Consider the following 21,218-nt stretch of genomic DNA (forward strand, 5'->3'; position numbering starts at 1 on the left):
CTTTATTGTACTGGTAGATTTGGACCCCAGCTTCTATAAGTTCCCCGTAATAGGTACGACTTGCATAGCCCACGCTTTTTTGATCAATGTGGCGAGGAACCAGCAATCTTACGTGCACACCACGAGCTACTGCTGTCTTTAATGCCATGATAATATCCGTTTCTGGTACAAAATAGGGTGTTGTTAAATCAATAGTCTTGGTCGCCTGTGTTATACATATAAAGTAAGCTTGCCGAATGACTGGGGTAGGAATTCCAGGGTTTCCTTCCAACGTATGGATATACGCTTTATGCAATGTCCTAGTTTTTGCGGATATGTCCATTTCTTTATCATCAAGGGTGCTCAACTCTGATCCCAATTCGGCTGACCATTTGGAATGATCTGCTCTGCCGATTGAGTTGATTTTCGTTACCTTTGATTTTGTTTTCAAATTTGTTTTTGATTTTATCCGTTCCGGCACAGCGATTTCCCAATGAACATCAAAGACAGTCAGCAAATCGACTTATGCTTCTCCTATGACTTGCAAATGAGTATCCCGCCAGAAGCCAACGTCAGGCTTCAATCCTGTATATTCATATCCTACGTTCATGCCACCATTAAAAGCTATCTTTCCGTCGATTATGGCCATCTTACAATGATCCCGATAATTCCAATTGGACAAAATCCAGGGAAATCGTAAAGGAAATATTGTCCTGCATTCTATCCCTGCTTCCACCATCTGCGTGATTTTTTCACGCGGGAATTTATAACTCCCCAAGCCATCTCTCATAAAACGAACCTGCACTCCATTTACTGCTTTTTCGATTAGCAGTTCTGTGATGCGATTACCAATTTGGTCATTCCGATATATGAAATATTCCAGATCAATTGTTTTTTGGGCTTTTTTTAGGGATTCAAGGAGTTGTTCATATTTTGCTATTCCATTGTTAAACACTTGGACTTGGCCCATTCGAAGCCCATTCACAGTGAAATGCCGTAAAGCATCGGCAATTACCGATGCTGAATCACCGAATGTCTCAGGTAATTTGTTAGATTCATTTTTAGAAGAGTTCAATCTTTTTCGATGAATAAACTTAGGGTTTGATACGCTAAGATAAAGCAAGAAACCAATGACTGGCAAAAGAAGGACGATTATTATCCAATTCAATGCCTTGGCAGGCCTACGTACTTCCCAAATTGCTATGAATAAGATAAAGAACATATTTAACAGGTATAGATAAAAAATCCACTCCAACTGGAATCCCTCCTTCTGTTTCTCTTAACATGTCCAAACTATGTAGCGAGTATACGTTTGGAATACGAAGGAATTGTTTAGATACCTTTTCTTATGAGACACCCAAAATAATTTTGTAATTAGTTTATTTTGTCACAGGAATTTAAACGTTGGAAATGGATCGAAAAACAAAAATGGAGGTCCGTTTTACATTTATTCCATTTAAACCTAAAATCTTACATAATTCTGCTGTAGCTGACTAAGTATATTTGATGTTAAAAAGACTCCAACAGGGGGCAAGGTACCACTAATTACGGGATATCCGGTAAGAGCTCTATCGGTTGTAGCAATCCATGTTCCGTATTCGCCTGCTTGTAAAGAAGGAGGTTTCATAATAAATCGTCCATTTAAAATAAAATGTCGAATTCTAATTGTAGCATCATCAATGATAGTTAATGTACCGGAGAACATAGCATAAGGTGAATCAAATCTTATCTGTTTAGTATTCTCATCCCAATATCCACTAATAGGAATAGGTGTACCACGAAAATTAACCGTACCAATTACCCTGTTATCTGTAATAGAGTTAATGTTGAGTACGCCCCAAACGATTGGTTTACCAGCTATAGCAGCATGGATACCCCATACTGATGGGAATGGAATACTAACCATTGTTTGCTGTGCAGTTTGCAATACTAATCTCCCCCTAAATTTAAAGTTTATGTTCTGAAGAATAAAGGATTAGATATCTTATTTACTACCCTATATAAAGGACCAATCCAGTATATGCACCACAAGCTGAATATGTTTACTTTTAACGGTTAGAAGCTCATCCTTTCGTTGAAAAATGCAGCTCATTCAAAAAATAGTTGTTAACTTTTAAGAAATCACTCGTGATGGAATCAAAAATCACGTGACAAAAAGTTATTTATTCAACTATATGGCCTTTTCTGGAATATGGGGTAAGGAAGGACTATTTGTTCTCTTCTGATAGCTTTCTATATAATGAAGCTCTAGACACATTTGTAATTTCGCAAATTTGATTTACAGTCATATTTCCTTCTTTATATAGCTTAACTGCATAATTCATTCCTGCGTGATTTTTATGATATTTCTTTAACCGACCTTTAAACTTTCCTTCTTTCTTAGCCAACTCAATCCCTTCACGTTGTCGCATACGAATAAGATCTCGCTCTAATTGGTTAACACCAGCCATTACTGTAATTAAGAATTGGCTGTATGGATTATCATCTGATAAATCTAGCCATGTATCTTTTAGTGATTTTAAGCTTGCTTTTTTTTTCCGTATGTTATCGATTAATTCAAATAGGTCTTGTGTGCTACGAGTAATTCGAGTTAAGTCTGTAACATAAATGATGTCATCTTCCTGTAGATCCTCTAACATTTTTTGAAGTTGCTCGCGATCCTTTGTTGCTCCAGAAACTTTTTCTTCGTATATAATATCCATTCCAATTTCATTTAGCTGCTCAAATTGCCTTGAAGGATTTTGGCTGGTCGAACTAACACGTATATAACCGATTTTCCGCAAAATATCACCTCGTTTTTGAGACAAGTCTTATGAGACGCTCTTAACTATGATTGTCACTTTAGACGTTATTTTGCACCAATTTTAATCGCTATTTTGCATTATAAGTAATAAAAAAGTTATCTTAAAATGATAGCTGATAAGTTAAAATAAAGTTCTTCAACTTAAAATTAAGTGGTTAAAACAACAGTTATGATATTCCATTAAAGGGCCAGATTGTTGAGGAACGTTTTCAAGTAAATAGATTATTCTAGTATGAATATACGCATGAAATGCTCCTTTCCTGCATATACCGTAGTGATATGAAGAGGAGAGGATGAAATGGTACAACCTTTAGATCCTAAAAGGATTCCTAAATTCGTAAATCAACTCGTTATCCCACCGGTATATATGCCTACTATTCTTAGACAGCCAATATCTGGTGAAGTGATCGGGCATGCGTATAAAATTGAAGCAAGTGAATTCCAGCAGCAAATCTTACCGCCTGGATTCGGTACCACGAAAGTTTTTGGTTACAGTGGTATGATACAGGACCCGTACACGGGAAGAGCGGTTTACTATAAAAGTGCTCCAGGTTCCACATTTGAAGCCATTCGAGGAATTCCTGTACATGTTCAATGGATAAACAACATTACTGGTCCCCATTTTCTTCCGGTTGATCCGACACTCGATTGGGCAAATCCAAATTCCATGTCAGTTCCTCTACCACCATTTCCATCATTTCCACCAGGATTTCCCCTAGCACAGCAACCAGTACCTATTGTCCCTCATTTGCACGGAGGAGAGCATCCATCTTATTTTGACGGTTATCCTGATGCTTGGTTTACTGCAGATGGAAGGACCGGTATGGCTTTCATAACTAATACCTATACATTCCCCAATGTACAACAGCCTACAGCTCTTTGGTATCATGACCATACCATGGGAATGACTCGATTGAATAATTACGCCGGGCTTACAGGGTTCTATTTGCTCCGTGATATGAATGACCCCATTGTCCCGTTTCTTCCTAGTAGAGAAAATGAGATTCCACTCAACATTCAGGACCGATCTTTTAATACTGATGGTTCTCTTTTCTATGATCATATGGGGGCTAACCCAAGTATTCATCCTTATGTGGTACCAGAGTTTTTTGGAAACACGATAATGGTGAATGGTAAGGTGTGGCCGAACCTTAATGTCAAACCTCAACAATACCGTTTTCGTGTTCTGAATGGTTCAAATGCTCGTTTTTATCGTTTACAGCTTTCCAATAAACAGAAATTTATCCAGATTGGCACCGATGGAGGTTATTTACCTCAAGCTGTAGAACTTTCCTCACTTTTGATTTCACCGGCAGAACGAGCAGATATCCTTATTGATTTCTCTACTTTAGCTCCTGGTACAACCGTTATTTTAACGAATACTGCTAACGCCCCGTTCCCTGATGGAACACCGGCAGACCCACAAACTGTTGGTCAAATTATGCAATTTACAGTCATAAATGAAACTGTCTTACCGCCAAAGAAATTGCCACCTGTTCTTAACAGCATTCCTCAATTAAAGCCAACAAAAACGAGAACTTTGACTTTATTCGAACTGGAGGGTCCTAATGGTCCCTTGAAAGTTACGTTAGATGGCCAACTGTGGGGTAATCCCGTTTCTGAGCTGCCTCAGGCAGGAACGACAGAAGATTGGCAAGTTGTTAACCTTACCGATGACACCCATCCAATCCATCTTCATCTCGTTCAGTTCCTGCTCGTTAGCCGCCAGAAATTCCATTCTGACGCTTATTTGAAAGACTGGATGCAACTAAATCAAACGACGCCTCCTAGCACCACACCTTATTTTGTTAAGCCTAAGACACCACCAATAGACGCATATTTACAAGGTCAACCTATTGCACCTCCACTCAATGAGAAAGGGTGGAAGGATACCATACAAATGAATGCGGGAGAAGTGACAACGATAAGATTTCGGTTTACTTCCCAGGATGGCAGTCCCTTTCCATTCGACCCTAGCCTTGGGCCTGGATATGTATGGCATTGCCATATGCTTGAACACGAGGATAATGAAATGATGAGACCGTTAAAGGTATTGCCTTAAAGATCTAAAAAAATAAACATGGTCAAAATAAATTTTGTTCTTTGGCAAAGTAAGGTGAACTCGAAATATAAGTTATTCCGCTAGCTTACCAAAAGTAATTCCTGTAACTATTTAAGTAATAAATACCCAAAAAGGAGATAGAACTAGATTCGATATCCATATTTTATCTCCTTTATTATCCAAGCTAAATACGCTTTTCCATTACAATGTAAACTATATATTCAAAATTACTTACTTTGGCCTAAAGCTGAAATGATGGAACCGATGGCTTGGATCCAACTTCCGACCACATTCAGTTCTTGCCCCTCCCTGTTCCTTAGTTCGTTGATACCTGAAAGTGCTTGTAATGCATTACCAATTGCTTGTAGAAGGTTTCCATATATGCTGTAAAGCTCTTTTACAGTAGGTTCACGGCCTAGAGCATCAGCAAGAGATACTCCACCACCAACTGCTTGAAGTAAATTTCCTTTTATGTTTAATTCCTTTTTTGTTTTTTCGCTAAAATTTATTAATATCCCTACAATGACCGTTGAATTTCCTATTGCCTGAATTTCGTTGCCTATCTTTTCAAGGGTAAAGTTTTTTTCACTATCTGCTACTAATGAATTTCCGGTTGCTTGTAATACATTTCCCCATAGATTTAAATCTCCAAGCAGAGTATCGGAAATATTTTTGGAAGGTGTAGCTCCGATAGCTGAAAGGGTTGTTCCAATCGCTTGGACCCAAGAACCAAACGTTGCTTTCAGTTCATTATCCATAACTTGAACACCTTCTTTTAATTATTGTAAACATTTATAGGTTGCTTTGTTACAGATGTATCCAAAATTAGATAAATGGCAAAAAAAATAGTTTGTTGTAGGGAGAAAAATTTGGGGGTGTTTATGTATAGAAGTTAAGTTATTCAGCAATCGGGCGCTTTTCATGAGTAAAAAAAGCCTAATTTCTCACTTACAACACCGAGAAATTAGGCTTTTTTTATATTTGAATTTCCTTAATGTTGTAAATCCGCATTTCCTGACGCTACTACTATTAAATAGTTTAAGAACCCGTAGATTTCTATTCTGCGAGCTCCTTTTTAATCCTATAAACAGTTGATCGAGTAATGGCATTTTTTTCTGCGATTTGCTTAATTGGGGTTCCGGATTTCAACATTCTTACGACTTCTTGATAGACTAATCGCTTTTGTGGATTCTTTGCATTAGGTGAATAAAGTAACGGACGCCCTTTGTAAACTCCTTTTTCTTTGGCAATTTTTATACCTTGGGCTTGACGACGTTTACTTTCTGTCCGTTCCATTTCTGCAACCATCGCCAAAATCTGAACAATCAAATCTTTCATAAATCGGTCCAACAAGGGGTTTCCAATAGCTTCAGCTAAGATAGGCATACTCGTCACGATCAAACCTGCATTTTTATTTTTTAAAGTAGTAACCGTTTCAATAATCTCATTGTAGTTCCTTCCTAGTCGATCAATTGCTTCAACCATGAAATAATCTCCTTCACGAACAAAATCAAGAGCTTTTTGGAATTGCTCTCGATTATTTACTGCAGCACCAGATTTCTTCTCTGTAAATATTTTTTCTGCGCCAAAACTTTTCAAGTTTTCAATTTGCCGTTCCAAATTTTGATCTTCAGTAGAAACTCTAGCATAAGCAACTTTCATTTCGTAATTTTCTCCTTTTACAAATCTATTTAATAGACACCCTAATCATACACTTAAAACCTAATCTTAACAATAATGCTTAAGTGGTTGTTTAAGGTTTACCCTAAATAGACATTGAATAAAAAATATGAAACAATGGACAGGAATCCAAAAAAAGGGAGTGACAAAAGACAATGCAAAAAATAAATTCTTTAACTCAATGTACAGAAATACAACTAGAGGAAGCACACAGAAAATATTTAATTATCTATCCATATTTACAAAAGCCAAAATATTTAGAAAAGATTAGCGTTGAGGAAAACATTTCAATTCGCACTTTGCGTTATTGGATTCAGAAATATCAAGAACTAGGTTTAAGAGGACTGGTTCGAATGAAAAGAACTGATAAGAGCAAAGTGAAAGTTGACCTAGCAATCCAAGACCAAGTAAAAAAATATTCTTGTCCAACAAAGGTATTTCAATTACTTCCATTTACCGAAGAACACTAGCTTGGTGTGAAGATAATGATTTACAATCTCTACGAACTACGCAATTAATTGCTAATTGAAATTCCTTTATTTTTCTATTTTATTCAAGGTAAGTAATATTCAAAGGAAATGTATTACTACAGAACCTAAAGCATAGGTTTAATGTAAACCTTTCTAACAATGTCAGATAAAGGGGGCAATTATATGAATAATACCAATTCAAAGTCAGAACAAAGTGATCAATCGCCAATAAGTTCTAGCCTTAGACTTGCCCTAATAACTGCTATTCTTACTACTATTGAAGAAGGCATTGCAACTATAGAAGCGATAACAGTTATAGATGAGGAAATCATTAATTCAGAAAAAGAAAAACAAGATCAAAAAGAATTAGATGAAAAGTTTGAAAAGATGCAGCAGCAAATTGACAAATTAACAACTGAATTAACAAAAGTAACAAAAAAGGAAATGGGAACAAACAGAAAGCAGTAGGTTTTTATCACAAGATAGCAAGGAGTACTAATAATCAAATTATTAAAGGGGTACGACCGAGATACATGTAAAAAAGGGTCATAGTATGGTATTGTTTACCATTTATAACCCTTTCTTGCTCTTTACTTTCTTATATACTATACAGGAATATCTCCCTCGATTGGTTGTGGAATATTTTCTAAATCGATCATATAGTCTCCGAAACGTTTTATATGCCTAGTCAGATAAGGGCTAAGCATGACAATATCTTCTTTTGAAAATACATAGCCTTCTTTAGAAAGTTCCCACAAAATAAGTGTTATATCACATACATTTTGGAATATTACTGCGTTGGCAACTAAATCATTATATTTAATTCGCTTTTCTTGTTCTTCTGGATCATTTTCTGAAATGATCCCATCGCCACCAAAAAATAGCCATTTGGAAAAGCCGTTATATGCTTCGACTTTGTTTGTACTAGCACCAATTTGCTCTCTTAGTTTTATATCAGAAATATATTTAAGCAAAAATACAGTTCTTACAATCCTTCCTAATTCCCTAAAAGCTTGATATAATCGGTTTTTTCTACTATAGTTACTTAGTTTTCTAAGTAGTGTAGAGGGTAATATTTTACCAGCTTTTATAGAAAGAACCACTTGGAGCAGATCTTGCCAGTGTGTTTCAATTAGGTCCCAGTCAACGGTATCACTAAACAACTGATCAATGTGGTGATATTTTGTGTCCTTATCAGCCCTGTAAAATTTTAAATCCTTCCAATTTCGAATACGAGGCATTAAATTAATCCCCAATAAATGTGCAAGTGCAAAAACAGGCGTTGATTGACCTTGCGTATCAGCATGTAACGTATCGGGCTGAATGTCTGATTTATTTTTCAGCAAACCATCAATAATATAAACTGCTTCCCAAACTCCACATGGAATGAAGTGACTAAAGAGTGCAATATAAGTATCTGAAACATGATGATATGCAATCCCCCCATAACCTCCGTATCGAATGTGGTATTCAGAGATTAAGTTTTCTTCGTAGAGATCAAATTTTGTTCCATCTGCAGCAGCCGTTTTTCCATCACCCCATAGTCTAGGCAAACTAAATTGATTGTATTGATTTAAAATATTACGAATAGCTTCGTCTATTTTAGATGCATTAATATGTCGCCGATTTACAAATGAAATCATGTGTGGGGTTACTGCTTTTTTCATGTGCTTAGAAGTCTGTGTTGGTCCTAAATTACATCCGTATCCAAAAGAAGTAATGATATAACGTTCCATTGCATTTTCAAGCTTAGGATCTGAACCAGATAATGGTCCAAAATGCCGTGTCCAATTTGTCCAATGTTCTACATTACAAAGAATATCTAAGACATTTCGTTCAGGTAAACGTTGAGAAATAACTACCTCTAACGCCTTACTTGTCTGAGGTTGTTCTTTTCTCATTATTTTTCTCAACGTTGGTTCTCCATTTTCATTAATGATTACCTGGCCGTTATCAGGGTAGTTTAAATCTACTTTTTGTGCAGTATCTCCTAGCCAGAGCTTTAATTGTTGAACAAAATCCCCTGAATTTGAAGAAAAGCCAAGTTCCTTACAGTATTCATCTACCATAGGTTTACACTCATCCCAAGAAAGGAGCTGTTCACGGTAATCAGCAAAATTCTCTGATCCTTTTACACAAAGGTCTCCCGTTTTTAAATCGCTTGCAAGATAGGAAAAAATACAGATTTCAAGGTGTTTACGATGGATTAAGTTATTTTCTTTAGGTACATAAATCGTTTTTTTCCACTGTTCACTAGCAAATGAAAGATCCAAATCTATTTGTAGATTTTCAATTTTTCGGTTCTCATTATCACGTAAAAATTGTAAAGCTTCTAAAAGTGATTGATCCTGTGTGGTTGAATTAATTTCAATCATACTAATCAATCTAAAAAGAGTTTTCCTGTGGCTTTTATAGAACTTCCATAAAAGAGGAAGGTAGTTATTGCCATTATATGATGAAATTGATTCACAATCTTCTTTTAATGCGTCGATACCACCTCTTCTCCCTAATAACTCCCTTATTTTCTGACCAGTCAAGGTATCGTTCTCATTTATACTTGTGGCATTTAAGACTTCCGCCAAAACAGATATAAGATTTTCAGTTTTTGATCTATGTTTTTCTCGAAGAAGTTCTAGCTCCTCTTTGCCTTTGTTATGTATAGTTCTGACTCTTTTGAGAAACATCTCTACCAAACTATCTATAGCTGAAATTTTTGAGCGATAAATCATACAAAGTAGCAGCATATATCTTTTAGCTAAATTAAAGTCTTTTAATTCTGATGCATCAAGCGCTTTTGCTTCTAAAGCGAAGTGTTTAATTTTTAAATTTGGAATATCCTCTAGTAAGCTATCAATTTCTTCTATAAAATCAGTTAACAGAAGTAACCTATTTTGTATTTCTTTCATATGCGAAAGTGTTGCGCTTTTTGGAATTTCTTTTAATAAGTTATATTCAGAAGTCCGATTATCATTTTTAGTAACTAGTAATTGATCTAATTTTCGCTCAATTTCAGGAGTCAATTTTGAAAATACTGAATTAAATAACTGGTGATTCACTAATGTTCTTATACGACGAGCCAATCGATCTAATGTACTAAAAGCAGGTAATTCACACCTTTCTTTTATTAATATTTCAATGGATACGTTGATAAGATCGGCTGGATTGTCCATTACCTGTGTAGCCTTATAAATTGAAGTAGTTGCAATATGTAAGGCTTCTTTTCCATAAGGACGTACATTGAGGTAATCTCTAATTGCTTTTTGATGTCGGTAAATTGATTTACTATTGTAATTCGGTTCAACACTAGCAGAGAGATTCAAACAGGTCCGAATATGAATCATGATCTCTACAGGAATATCTTTCGGTAGAGGTAAGTAACCAAGTCGTTGGAAAGACTTTAACATAACTAATAGACTTAGAACTGAAACAGGTCCTCTAGCAACTTTATGCGCAAATTGGTTTTCTTCAGGTGTAGGGGAGTAAACATCACGAAGTTCTTTTGAAGTAGGACGTTTTTTAAATCTTGGATAAGCCGTACGTTCTATAGATGCCAAATTACCAACTCCATTCAAATTAAGTTGGGGGTGGTGACAGAGTAGCTGCCCTAGTCCGTCACATAATTCCCTAAAAATATAAGAGATTTTTAATTTGCTTCTCTAGTTTTCTTTTATTAATCGCTCGATATAATGATCCCTGTGAAAGTCCTGTACCTTCTACAATTTCTTTTACCGAGTATTCTTTACTGTCATACATCCTCAAGGCTATTTCAATTTTCCCTTGATCCACTTTAGGCCTTCCTAGTTTTTTTCCTCTTCTTTTACTCGCTTCTAACCCTTCTTTAACTCTTTCTACAATTAAATTTCTTTCTAACTCTGCGATGACACACATCATTTGAAACATGGCTTTTCCTGTTGATGTTCTTGTATCCATGTTCTCCTTAATAGAAACGAACTTTACACCAGTATCCTCGAATTGCTGAATAATAGAAAGAATATCAAGTGTTTTTCTCCCTAAGCGTGAAATACTTTCTACTACAACGGTATCACCTTTCCTTATTACATCTAGCAATGAGTTAAGTCCATCTCTATCCTTTGTAGTCCCAGTAAATTTCTCTTGAACCATTTTTTCACAGCCGTACTCAGAAAGTAATATAATTTGTCGGTCTAAATTTTGGTCAACTGTCGAAACTCGAGCATAACCGATTATCATAAAGAAGCCTCCTGCACAATTTAATAATCTAATTGTACAAGAGACATCATTTTTGTAAAAGTATTTGGTAAAACTTTTGGTAATTATTTTTGGTAACCTATAAAATTAGTAAAATCAAGCATCAGTATTTCTCATAAATATTGTTACAAAAAATATGGTTTTTGGTAACAATCTTTTTATTAATACAAAACCAATCAGATATAATTATTTTGATAAACGCTCCATGAGAGTAGCTTTTTCTGCTTCAAAACCAGGTTTGTCAAGTAAAGCAAACATATTCTTCTTGTATGCTTCGACTCCAGGCTGGTCAAATGGGTTAACTCCTAATAGATGGCCACTAATCCCACATGCCTTCTCAAAAAAGTAAACCATCTCACCGTAAGTGTATTCATTCATTTCATCCAGTTCAATCACGAGATTAGGTACTTCTCCATCTATATGGGCCATAAGGGTACCCTGAAATGCACTTTTGTTGACTTCATCCATCGTCTTACCTGCCAGGAAGTTTAATCCATCAATATTTTCTGGATCCTCCTGAATAGTCACTTCAATTCGAGGTTTCTTAATCTGTAAAACCGTTTCTAAAAGGTTTCGTCGACCTTCTTGTACATATTGCCCCATGGAATGCAAATCCGTTGAAAAATCAACGGAAGCAGGGAATAGCCCCTTTTGATCTTTTCCTTCACTTTCCCCAAACAGCTGCTTCCACCATTCCGATACGTAGTGAAGGGAGGGCTCATAGTTAACAAGCACTTCAATTGCTTTTCCCTTATTGTAGAGTACATTTCGGACCGCAGCATACTGATAGCTCTCATTTGTCAATAAATCAGGATTGTTGTATTTACGGGCTGCTGCTGCTGCCCCTTCCATCATATGATCAATATCAAGTCCTGCTACGGCAATTGGTAAGAGACCAACTGCTGTTAGCACAGAATACCTTCCACCAACATCATCCGGAATAACGAACGTTTCATATCCTTCTTCGTCCGCAAGCTTTTTTAATGCGCCTTTTTTCTGATCTGTAGTAGCAAAAATACGTTTTCTCGCCTCTTCTTTTCCGTATTTTTTCTCCATATAGTCACGGAAAATACGGAAAGCAAGGGCTGGCTCTGTCGTTGTTCCTGATTTAGAAATGACGTTAACAGAGATATCTTTCCCCTCTAATAGTTCAAATAAATGAGATATATAAGTAGAACTGATATTCTGACCGGCAAAATAAACATGTGTCTTATTGTTCATCTGGTTATGAAAGCTATGGGACAGAGATTCTATAGCCGATCTTGCCCCCAGGTACGAACCACCAATACCAATTACAACCATTGCGTCTGAATGTTCTTGATTCTTTCAGCAGCTTGTTTAATTCTTTCAAATTCACTCTTATCATAGTTTAGTGGCAAATCGACCCAACCAAGATAATCAGAGCCGGGGCCTGTTTTTTCATGTAGCATTTTATGAGCCACTTTTACAAATTCACTTAGATTATCTACTTCACTCTTTTTCATAAATGCTAATGCATTGGAGTAATCAAACGAAATAGTCATACATTACTTCCCCTTTCAATCAAATTTAGCTTAGCTGCTTCAATCGGAGATCCTTCTCCGTAAAAAAGATCTCTCGGCATAGTAAAACGTTTCATGTTAGTGCATTCTCCTTTTCTACAGTATATAAGGGAAGTTTTTAAAAACACATTTAAACTCCCCCTTTTCAATTTTGAAAAATCCTTAGTGGGACCGTGTAATTATCAATAGCGTACATTAAAAGATAGTTAGTATTAAGAAAACTCAATGGTCCCTCTCTACATCGGCACTTAGTATGTCTTCTGTTTTGATTTCAAGTAATATTTCCAAGAATCTTATCGTTCCTAATACTTTTCGAGTGTCTCCCTCATTTTGAACATTCTCCATTTTCTTTTGTTGGATCAGTTCACTTATTACTTGCTTGAAAGCATTGGTTTTTATAAGCCATTCTCCAACCAGTAGCTTAGTTGAGTCTCTCTCGTGTTCGGTTTTGACAGCAAATAAACTTTCGGTATCTGTCTCTCTTAACGTGATTGAATTAAAATCTTCGCTCATTTGAATCCGAAAATAATTCCTTTCACTATCATAGTATTTTCCGTCCCTTAGAAGAAAATACTCTATCCCTAATACTATTTCATAAAAGGGCTCATTATCTGATGGAGAATGGAGTTCTTTTACTTCGATATTCTTCACCATGTCTAAATAGGTTTCTAAACCATATTGTGTGTTAATGATTTTTGCATCCAATACGTTCATGATGTCACACCTCAATATTGTTTTATTTTTTTGGCTCTGTTAAACTTGTCTGTTGGCTCCAGGTGCTCGCTTTCCGCGGGCGAGCCGGGAGCCTCCTCGGCGCTGTGCGGCTGCGGGGTCTCCCTTGTCCTGTTTTTCCCACAGGACGTTGAATCATCATCCGTGAATAGGCACCGCACGAGAAAATGTGAATGCATTTTCGAGGAGTCTCGCTCCTTCCGCTTCAATCAACATAGTTAGCACTATCAACGACTTAAGTAAATCTACCAATTTTTGGGATATACCAAACTAAAAATCCAATGAATTTCCGGCTCATTTTAACGAAAGACATATACAGCAGATGACTTTATGATTTTTCCACAGCATGTCCGCCAAATTCATTACGAAGGGAAGCTACCACTTTACCTGTAAATGTATCATTGTCTAATGAACGGTAACGCATTAGTAAAGACATAGCGATAACAGGGGTAGCTGTTTGAAGATCCAAAGCGGTTTCAACTGTCCATTTCCCTTCCCCAGAAGAATGCATAATGCCCTTAATTTCATCTAATTTTGCATCTTTAGAAAATGCGCGTTCTGTCAATTCCATGAGCCATGAGCGGATGACAGAACCGTTATTCCACACCCGTGCCACTTTTTCATAGTCAAAATCGAAATCGCTTTTTTCCAGGACTTCGAATCCTTCACCAATGGCGGCCATCATTCCGTATTCTATTCCATTGTGGACCATTTTTAAGAAGTGGCCACTACCAGATTTCCCAGCATATAAATACCCATTATCTACAGCTGTATCTCTAAAAATCGGCTCGACAATGCTCCATGCTTCAGGATCTCCACCAATCATATAACAAGCACCATAGCGAGCACCTTCCATCCCCCCAGAAGTACCGGCATCCATAAAGCTCACTCCAACTTTCTTCAACTGTTCGTAACGACGAATGGATTCCTTATAATGCGAATTACCAGCTTCAATGACGATATCTCCTTCACTTAGAAATGGTGTGATTTCACTAATAACTGAATCAACGACGGAGTGTGGGACCATTATCCAAACAACTCGTGGCTTTTCTAATGATTGAACAAGATCTTGTAAACTGGATGCTCCTTCAACTCCATATTTTTTAATTTCTTCAATAGTATTTGTATTTAGATCAAACGCCATTACACGGTGTTTATTGTCAATTAAGTTTTTTCCTAAGTTCATACCCATTTTCCCTAATCCAATTAATCCTACTTTCACTTGAGTTTCCTCCTTTAAATTACAAAAAATAGCGTGTATTATTATGCTACCCATTTGTTGTTCTTCATGGTCTCCTTATGGAACCATAAGGATTCAACAAATACTTTAAGTTCCTTGGGTAAATCGCGTAACAATTATCTGTCAAATCCAACCTCGGTTTGCTCTCTTCATACCAATAGCCTTCCAGGGAGGTGCGGATTAAACTCCCCCCCTGGTTTCCCACCATTTAAAACCATCCTCCTCCAATAATTGCGAAGCAGCTTGTGGCCCCATCGAACCGGCTTGATATAGGTGGAGTGGAAGGGCATTTTCCTCAAACGCCTCTAAAACGGGCTGTACCCATTTCCAAGATAATTCAACTTCGTCCCAATGAGCAAAGAAGGTAGAGTCCCCACGCAGAGCATCGAATATTAAGAGTTCATAAGCTTCTGGTATGTCTTTTGTACTTGCTGAGAAGTCAACAATTATCGGCTCCAAATTTCCATTTGTTAAATTTTTGCTATTTAATTGCATCGACACACCCTCATTTGGACTTACTTTGATAACTAATAGATTGGGTTCTGCAAATTGATTCTCGTTAGTATACACATTTTTCGTTGGATTCTTGAATTCAATCACAATCCGCGTCGACTTTTCCTTCATTCTTTTTCCTGTCCGGATATAAAATGGCACCCCATCCCAGAATGAACTATCAATCCATAAACGAGCAGCCACAAATGTATCGTTTGTGGAAGAAGCATTCACTCCAGGTTCTTCTAAATATCCGACTACAGGTTTACCCTTTATTTCCCCCGGTCCATATTGACCACGAACAACGTGGATACCTACAGTATCTTTCTGTACAGGCCGAAGAGAGTCCATAACTTTTCTTTTCACTGTACGGATATCGTTCGTGCTCATCTGTTTTGGCTGATGCATGGCCGTCATCATCAACAGCTGCATCATATGATTTTGGACCATATCACGAATAGCCCCTGCTTTTTCATAATAACTAGCTCTCTCTTCTACACCAACCGTTTCACTAGCCGTTATTTGCACATTGGCAATATACCGATTGTTCCATAGTGATTGCAGCACAGGGTTGGCAAATTCTAAAGCTTCAAGGTTTTGAACCATCGGTTTTCCAAGATAATGGTCAATCCTGAAAATTTCGTCTTCTTCAAAAGCTTTGCTTAGTTTTTCATTTAAATCTTGAGCAGATTTTAAATCACGCCCAAATGGTTTTTCGATCATTAATCGTTTCCATCCTTTTGTCGAGCCTAATCCACTCTCCTTGATGTTCAAAGCAATTACATCAAAGAATTCAGGAGCAACAGAAAGATAAAACATTCGATTCTCTTCAATACTCTGGTCTTTTTCATTTTGTTGAACGACTTCAACTAACTTCTTATACCCTTCAGCATTCGTGAAATCTAACTGGCAATAACGAAATGCCTTTACAAACTCTTGTTTTTCGGATTTATCATTTATCAAGTGTCTAGAAAAAGTGTATAGCGAGTCTGTTACATGGTTTTGAAAATCAACATCAGACATTTCGTCTATTCCTACACCAATGATCAAAAAAGAATCTGGTAATTTTTGATTCAAATATAAATTAAACAAGGCAGGGTAGATTTTTCGCTTAGCTAAATCCCCAGTTGCCCCAAATAAGACAAACGTCATAGAATCCACTTTTCATTCCTCCACTTTTTCAAAGCATTTTCAAATAGAAAAATGTCTGATTTTCTTCGTTTTCCCTACAAAACAACAAGGATTTTCGCTATTGCGTTATCCTACTTTTGGATGTAAGTTTCGTTTATTTCTCCCAGCTTGTCCGGTAATAATGATATCTCTTAATTGAGAATGTCCACATTTTGGACAGGTTTCATTATTTATGGTGATGATTAGACATCTTTCACAAACTTTTCGCTGCTTAGTTTTGAACCTTTCCATGCGGATCTCTCCTTTCGTAAAAAGCAACAACATGTATAAATTATTAAATGAAGTTTCACTTCATCTCACCATGCTTGTAGCAGTATTCCCTTAAGGTTTGGTAGTATTCTTTAAGCTCGCTATTACTTGAGCAAAATCAGTATATTACGTATGTTATATTTTTGAAAGTACGCACTTTATTAACATATAGATACATTGGTATAACATAGTGTTAAAAATAATACTATAAACTTGAATCCAATACCAAGAGTGAAAAGCCAAGGACAGCGATTATACAAGATTCGCTGCCCTTGGCTTTTTAGTAACTGATTCTTTTATTAAATGTTGTGTTTAAATGTTGTGTTTTTTCAACCTTTTAAATACGTAGAGATATAAAAAAACACGGACAGCATCTTTATTAAGATAGCTAACCGTGGTTTGTTAGTATATGAACTTTTTTACACTTTTTCGAACCCCTAGGAGAAACACTTTTTTCTACTGAATAGACGATTTGTTTTCTGTTTCTTTTTCCAATACATTCTCAATATAATCTTTACCCCAGTCATACATAGCATCCAGAATAGGCATCAGACTTCTTCCATACTCAGTGAGTGAGTATTCAACTTTTGGTGGAACGACAGGATAGACTTCACGATGAACAATCAAATGGTCTTCAAGTTCGCGCAATTGATTAACAAGCATTCTTTGAGTGATACCCGGCATGAGGGCCTTTAGTTCACCAAAACGTTTGGTTCCTTCTTTTCCTAGATGCCACAATACCAACATTTTCCATTTTCCACCAATAATCGAAAGAGTCAATTCTTTTTCACAATTAAACACTTTTTCCCCAAGATTCGGCATTCATTTCACCTCCAACCCTTATTATGTCCCATAGTATACTTTTTGTTACTATATGATAAAAAAGTGCATACTTTTAATTTAGTAACATACCCAGTATACTGAGTATCATACCGTTAGTAAATAGCTATCAATTGGATACAATAACACTGTGCAAAAGAAAGCTATACGGCACAATATACTATTATATAAGGAGCGAGTAATAAATGAAATTACAATTAGCATTAGATCTTGTAGATATTCCAGGAGCCATTGAATTGGTGAAAGAAGTAGAAAATCATATAGATGTTGTAGAAATCGGCACGCCGGTTGTGATTAATGAAGGCCTTAAAGCAGTAAAGGAAGTGAAAGCTGCCTTCCCTAACTTAACTGTATTAGCTGACCTTAAAATCATGGATGCAGCTGGATATGAAGTTAGCCAAGCATCTGCAGCAGGCGCTGACATCATCACCATTCTTGGTACAGCTGAAGACGAGTCCATTAAAGGTGCTGTAGAAGAAGCAAAAAAACAAGGTAAACAAATCCTTGCTGATATGATCGCAGTTAAAGACATTGAAGGTCGTGCGAAAGAACTGGATGAACTAGGAGTAGATTATATCTGCGTTCACACAGGTTATGACCTTCAAGCTGTAGGAAAAAATTCTTTCGAAGACCTTGCAACCATTAAGAGCGTTGTAAAAAATGCGAAAACTGCTATTGCAGGCGGAATCAAATTAGAAACACTTCCAGATGTGATTAAAGTACAACCAGATCTTGTCATCGTAGGTGGCGGTATCACAAGCAAAGACGATAAAAAAGCAGTTGCAGCTAAAATGCAAGAATTAATTAAACAAGGTTAATTATAACTATGAAAACTACTCAATATTTAGCTGAAGTCGTTCAAGAATTAAGTCGGACAGTCGACTTAATCTCTGACGAAGAAGCAGAGAAGTTGGTTAATAAGATTCTGGAATCCAAAAAAATCTTTGTTGCAGGTGCGGGCAGATCTGGATTTATGGGCAAATCTTTCGTGATGAGAATGATGCACATGGGGATCGATGCTTATGTAGTCGGTGAAACTGTAACAGCAAATTTAGAAAAAGGTGATTTGTTGATCATCGGTTCAGGTTCAGGTGAAACGAAAACCTTGGTTTCAATCGCTGAAAAAGCAAAAAGTTTAGGTGGGACGGTCGCAGCTGTAACGATTTCCCCTGACTCCACGATTGGAAAATTAGCTGATATTATCATTAAATTGCCTGGATCACCGAAAGATCAATCTGAAAGTGAATACAAGACCATACAACCAATGGGGTCACTTTTTGAGCAAACGATGTTATTATTTTATGATGCATTGATCTTGCGTTTTATGGAAAAAAAAGGCTTAGACTCTACTAAAATGTACGGCAAACATGCCAATCTCGAATAGAGTACACTTTAAAAAATATGGAAACATCGTAAAGACCGCATTTATTTCTTTTATGAATTGCGGTCTTTACTGCATATTACAAATAACACAGTCCATACAGGAAAGAAAAAATAGCCTCTGATTCAGTCCCTTCTATGGCCGGATCAGAGATCATTATTGGGTGGGGCACAGCCAAGAATTTAGCCATCACTCACAGTATGAGCCCTATTTGGGTTATCACCAATATTTCACTGGTAGGCCCCATGTCTATATAAGTTTTTTTATGGGAAAATAAAATCCTATTGGCGATGAAAAACGCTTCATAAGTGTAGTAAACAAAACTCTTCGTTTTATAAAACAAAGGAATGAGGTTGAATAAATGGTTCGATTCGGCGTAATCGGTACTAATTGGATTACAGAAAGATTACTTGAAGCAGCAAATGATGTAGAAGATTTTAAACTAACTGCTGTTTATTCTCGCACGATTAGTAGAGCAGAAGAATTTGCAAGTAAATATGGAGTAACAAAAATATTTACAAACCTAAAAGAAATGGCAGTTAGTCAAGAAATTGACGCGGTGTACATTGCTACTCCCAATTCATATCACGCAGAACAAGCTATTTTATTTTTGCAAAATGGCAAACATGTGTTATGTGAAAAGCCACTGGCTGTTAATGCAACCGAAGTAGCGAGGATGATTCAAGCCTCAAAAGATCATAACGCCCTATTAATGGAAGCAATGAAATCAACATTACTTCCAAACTTCAAGGTCATTCAAGATAATTTACATAAAATTGGTCCTATCCGTAGATACTTTGCAAGCTATTGTCAGTATTCATCTCGTTATGATAAATACAAAGAAGGAATTGTCCTTAATGCCTTCAATCCAGAGTTTGCGAACGGTTCATTAATGGACCTTGGTGTCTATTGTTTGTATCCACTTATTACATTATTTGGTGAACCAAAAGAAGTGAAGGCAACTGGCATTATGCTTGATTCGGGTGTGGATGGTGAAGGTAGCGTCATCTTAAAATATGATGATAAAGATGCGATTGTGATGTATTCCAAAATAACGAACTCTTATTTACCAAGCGAAATTCAAGGCGAAAAAGGAAGTATCATGATTGATAAGATTCATACGGCTGAAAAAGTAGAAATTCACTACACTGACGGCACGGTTGAACAATTAACAGTCGACCAATCTCATCCAGCTATGTATTACGAAGTGAAAGAATTTATTGAATTAATCAACCGAGGAAAAACAGAGTCTGATACTAACTCATATAAAAATTCATACACCACGATACAAGTGTTGGATAAAGTGAGAGATGAAATAGGTCTTGTATATCAAAGTGATCATAAGTGAAAAAACACAAAAACCCCTACAGCGACTTGTATTATTCTCTTGAGAAATTACGAATCTGGCCTGTTTGTCGAAGAATAAAAGAAATCGTTTTAGAACTTACCTAAACTATTTTGCATCCATTCTTTTTTATAAGAGCATTATAGCATTTTCTACCCGGCTAACAAATTTTAAAGGACTTTTGCTTATTATGCAAAGGTTCAATGCTCATTTTTTAAGATGTGTTTCTTCTTTAATTTGTGATTTAGTTTAAGTATTCCTTAATAGGAGTAGCAACAATGACACTACCCCTATTAGGATCCTACCAACAACCGCACTTTTCTGACCCCACCCTACCCTACAGAGTAAAAAGGGTTGTAAATGTAAAAAAAATCCATGCTATGACCCTTTTTTACAAGTACCTCGGTCGTACCCCTTAAAGGTGCATTTACACAAGCTTCAGCCGACGAACAAAATTATGCAGTTTGATTTTTATATTTTATGAATGATCATTAATTTTGTAGAAGCCGGCAATCTCGTCGGTTTTTTTACTGAACATTTTGTGTCCGAAGCGCCGCCGATCAGTAGCGCTTCTTGTGTCTACTACGCATTATTTCTTGTTATGTATAATGAAAAATCTATTCAACAAATCGGGCGAAATAGTGGAAGAACTCTTTGTTTTTAAACGACTTTATTGTTATTTATTTTGAGATAAATGGGTACAGGATGAAGAAAGTTAAACAACTATTTTTTAACACCGTTCTACATTTAGAACGGTGTTATCTGTGTTTAAAGTATTAAGATTCAACAACTTGATTGTAAATGAACAGATGTGCAAAATAGCACTTAAAATAAGCGCAAATTACCTCCTAAAGTGACAGCAAGGGCAATGGCTGAAAAGAAACTGTTTAATACTGTTAGTCAATCTCTTACAAATGAACAAAAAGGAAAGCTTGAAGAGATCATTACTTCGCAGCATCCATCCGAATCCAATAAAACGATATTGG

17 protein-coding genes and 2 pseudogenes are annotated in these 21,218 nt (G+C 36.5%); 6 read left to right on the plus strand and 13 right to left on the minus strand.

From position 1 onward, the window contains the following. The 3 genes and pseudogenes from QQZ16_RS18845 to QQZ16_RS18855 all read right to left on the minus strand — a co-directional run. Positions 1–1,234 (minus strand): annotated as a pseudogene (locus QQZ16_RS18845) (phospholipase D-like domain-containing protein); the annotation flags it as partial. Between the two features lie 207 nt (positions 1,235–1,441). Beyond that, the gene (locus QQZ16_RS18850) at positions 1,442–1,906 is read right to left on the minus strand and encodes a hypothetical protein (protein WP_109768765.1); all 465 of its coding nucleotides are present in this window, start codon (positions 1,904–1,906) and stop codon (positions 1,442–1,444) included. Positions 1,907–2,186: 280 nt separating this feature from the next. Then, positions 2,187–2,762, minus strand: coding sequence for a recombinase family protein (locus QQZ16_RS18855; protein ID WP_026677826.1), 576 nt, complete (start codon positions 2,760–2,762; stop codon positions 2,187–2,189). A gap of 519 nt (positions 2,763–3,281) precedes the next feature. On the opposite strand from QQZ16_RS18855, the gene QQZ16_RS18860 reads away from it, so the two are divergent. After that, positions 3,282–4,844 (plus strand): multicopper oxidase family protein, encoded by a 1,563-nt coding sequence (locus tag QQZ16_RS18860; RefSeq protein WP_284561655.1) that lies wholly within the window; start codon positions 3,282–3,284, stop codon positions 4,842–4,844. Positions 4,845–5,071: 227 nt separating this feature from the next. Here the strand turns inward: QQZ16_RS18860 and QQZ16_RS18865 are convergent, their stop codons facing one another. Continuing rightward, positions 5,072–5,602: a DUF6944 family repetitive protein gene (locus QQZ16_RS18865; RefSeq protein WP_031538325.1), complete on the minus strand. Its 531-nt coding sequence runs from the start codon at positions 5,600–5,602 to the stop codon at positions 5,072–5,074. Between the two features lie 298 nt (positions 5,603–5,900). Then, positions 5,901–6,506, minus strand: coding sequence for a recombinase family protein (locus QQZ16_RS18870; protein ID WP_031538326.1), 606 nt, complete (start codon positions 6,504–6,506; stop codon positions 5,901–5,903). 173 nt (positions 6,507–6,679) lie between these two features. Here QQZ16_RS18870 and QQZ16_RS18875 point away from each other — a divergent pair, with 173 nt between their 5' ends. Then, positions 6,680–6,994: a helix-turn-helix domain-containing protein gene (locus QQZ16_RS18875; RefSeq protein WP_031538327.1), complete on the plus strand. Its 315-nt coding sequence runs from the start codon at positions 6,680–6,682 to the stop codon at positions 6,992–6,994. A gap of 183 nt (positions 6,995–7,177) precedes the next feature. Beyond that, the gene (locus QQZ16_RS18880; protein ID WP_031538328.1) at positions 7,178–7,462 is read left to right on the plus strand and encodes a hypothetical protein; all 285 of its coding nucleotides are present in this window, start codon (positions 7,178–7,180) and stop codon (positions 7,460–7,462) included. 137 nt (positions 7,463–7,599) lie between these two features. On the opposite strand, the gene QQZ16_RS18885 is transcribed toward QQZ16_RS18880, so the two are convergent. The 8 genes and pseudogenes from QQZ16_RS18885 to QQZ16_RS18920 all read right to left on the minus strand — a co-directional run bounded on the left by QQZ16_RS18885 (position 7,600) and on the right by QQZ16_RS18920 (position 17,488). Next, positions 7,600–10,548, minus strand: a complete 2,949-nt coding sequence (locus QQZ16_RS18885; RefSeq protein WP_284561656.1) for a Tn3 family transposase — start codon at positions 10,546–10,548, stop codon at positions 7,600–7,602. Positions 10,549–10,618: 70 nt separating this feature from the next. Then, positions 10,619–11,203: a recombinase family protein gene (locus tag QQZ16_RS18890; RefSeq protein ID WP_031538330.1), complete on the minus strand. Its 585-nt coding sequence runs from the start codon at positions 11,201–11,203 to the stop codon at positions 10,619–10,621. Between the two features lie 204 nt (positions 11,204–11,407). Then, a pseudogene (locus QQZ16_RS18895) lies at positions 11,408–12,744 on the minus strand (glucose-6-phosphate isomerase). Between the two features lie 240 nt (positions 12,745–12,984). Further along, positions 12,985–13,476, minus strand: coding sequence for a hypothetical protein (locus QQZ16_RS18900; RefSeq protein ID WP_031538332.1), 492 nt, complete (start codon positions 13,474–13,476; stop codon positions 12,985–12,987). A gap of 346 nt (positions 13,477–13,822) precedes the next feature. Beyond that, complete coding sequence (gene gnd / locus QQZ16_RS18905) at positions 13,823–14,716, minus strand: phosphogluconate dehydrogenase (NAD(+)-dependent, decarboxylating) (protein ID WP_031538333.1); 894 nt, start codon at positions 14,714–14,716, stop codon at positions 13,823–13,825. Positions 14,717–14,914: 198 nt separating this feature from the next. Next, a complete protein-coding gene (gene zwf / locus QQZ16_RS18910) occupies positions 14,915–16,387 on the minus strand; it encodes a glucose-6-phosphate dehydrogenase (protein WP_031538334.1) in 1,473 nt (490 codons plus the stop codon). A gap of 96 nt (positions 16,388–16,483) precedes the next feature. After that, positions 16,484–16,648: a hypothetical protein gene (locus QQZ16_RS18915; protein ID WP_155986760.1), complete on the minus strand. Its 165-nt coding sequence runs from the start codon at positions 16,646–16,648 to the stop codon at positions 16,484–16,486. Between the two features lie 474 nt (positions 16,649–17,122). Further along, a complete protein-coding gene (locus tag QQZ16_RS18920; RefSeq protein ID WP_031538335.1) occupies positions 17,123–17,488 on the minus strand; it encodes a winged helix-turn-helix transcriptional regulator in 366 nt (121 codons plus the stop codon). 203 nt (positions 17,489–17,691) lie between these two features. Here QQZ16_RS18920 and hxlA point away from each other — a divergent pair, with 203 nt between their 5' ends. From hxlA to QQZ16_RS18935, 3 genes are all read left to right on the plus strand, one after another. Beyond that, complete coding sequence (gene hxlA / locus QQZ16_RS18925; RefSeq protein ID WP_031538336.1) at positions 17,692–18,324, plus strand: 3-hexulose-6-phosphate synthase; 633 nt, start codon at positions 17,692–17,694, stop codon at positions 18,322–18,324. Between the two features lie 8 nt (positions 18,325–18,332). After that, a complete protein-coding gene (gene hxlB / locus QQZ16_RS18930) occupies positions 18,333–18,890 on the plus strand; it encodes a 6-phospho-3-hexuloisomerase (protein ID WP_031538337.1) in 558 nt (185 codons plus the stop codon). 358 nt (positions 18,891–19,248) lie between these two features. Next, a complete protein-coding gene (locus QQZ16_RS18935) occupies positions 19,249–20,235 on the plus strand; it encodes a Gfo/Idh/MocA family protein (protein WP_031538338.1) in 987 nt (328 codons plus the stop codon). Positions 20,236–21,218 lie beyond the last annotated feature (983 nt).

The sequence above is a fragment of the Bacillus sp. T2.9-1 genome, assembly GCF_950097965.1.
In the GTDB taxonomy this organism is placed as follows: domain Bacteria; phylum Bacillota; class Bacilli; order Bacillales; family Cytobacillaceae; genus Niallia; species Niallia hominis.

Coding starts and splice junctions, on each gene's coding strand:
- QQZ16_RS18865 (WP_031538325.1), bottom strand. CDS start 5,602: ATGGATAATGAACTGAAAGCAACGTTTGGTTCTTGGGTCCAAGCGATT.
- QQZ16_RS18890 (WP_031538330.1), bottom strand. CDS start 11,203: ATGATAATCGGTTATGCTCGAGTTTCGACAGTTGACCAAAATTTAGAC.
- hxlB (WP_031538337.1), top strand. CDS start 18,333: ATGAAAACTACTCAATATTTAGCTGAAGTCGTTCAAGAATTAAGTCGG.
- QQZ16_RS18935 (WP_031538338.1), top strand. CDS start 19,249: ATGGTTCGATTCGGCGTAATCGGTACTAATTGGATTACAGAAAGATTA.
- QQZ16_RS18880 (WP_031538328.1), top strand. CDS start 7,178: ATGAATAATACCAATTCAAAGTCAGAACAAAGTGATCAATCGCCAATA.
- QQZ16_RS18900 (WP_031538332.1), bottom strand. CDS start 13,476: ATGAACGTATTGGATGCAAAAATCATTAACACACAATATGGTTTAGAA.
- hxlA (WP_031538336.1), top strand. CDS start 17,692: ATGAAATTACAATTAGCATTAGATCTTGTAGATATTCCAGGAGCCATT.
- QQZ16_RS18915 (WP_155986760.1), bottom strand. CDS start 16,648: ATGGAAAGGTTCAAAACTAAGCAGCGAAAAGTTTGTGAAAGATGTCTA.
- QQZ16_RS18920 (WP_031538335.1), bottom strand. CDS start 17,488: ATGCCGAATCTTGGGGAAAAAGTGTTTAATTGTGAAAAAGAATTGACT.
- QQZ16_RS18870 (WP_031538326.1), bottom strand. CDS start 6,506: ATGAAAGTTGCTTATGCTAGAGTTTCTACTGAAGATCAAAATTTGGAA.
- QQZ16_RS18860 (WP_284561655.1), top strand. CDS start 3,282: ATGATACAGGACCCGTACACGGGAAGAGCGGTTTACTATAAAAGTGCT.
- QQZ16_RS18875 (WP_031538327.1), top strand. CDS start 6,680: ATGCAAAAAATAAATTCTTTAACTCAATGTACAGAAATACAACTAGAG.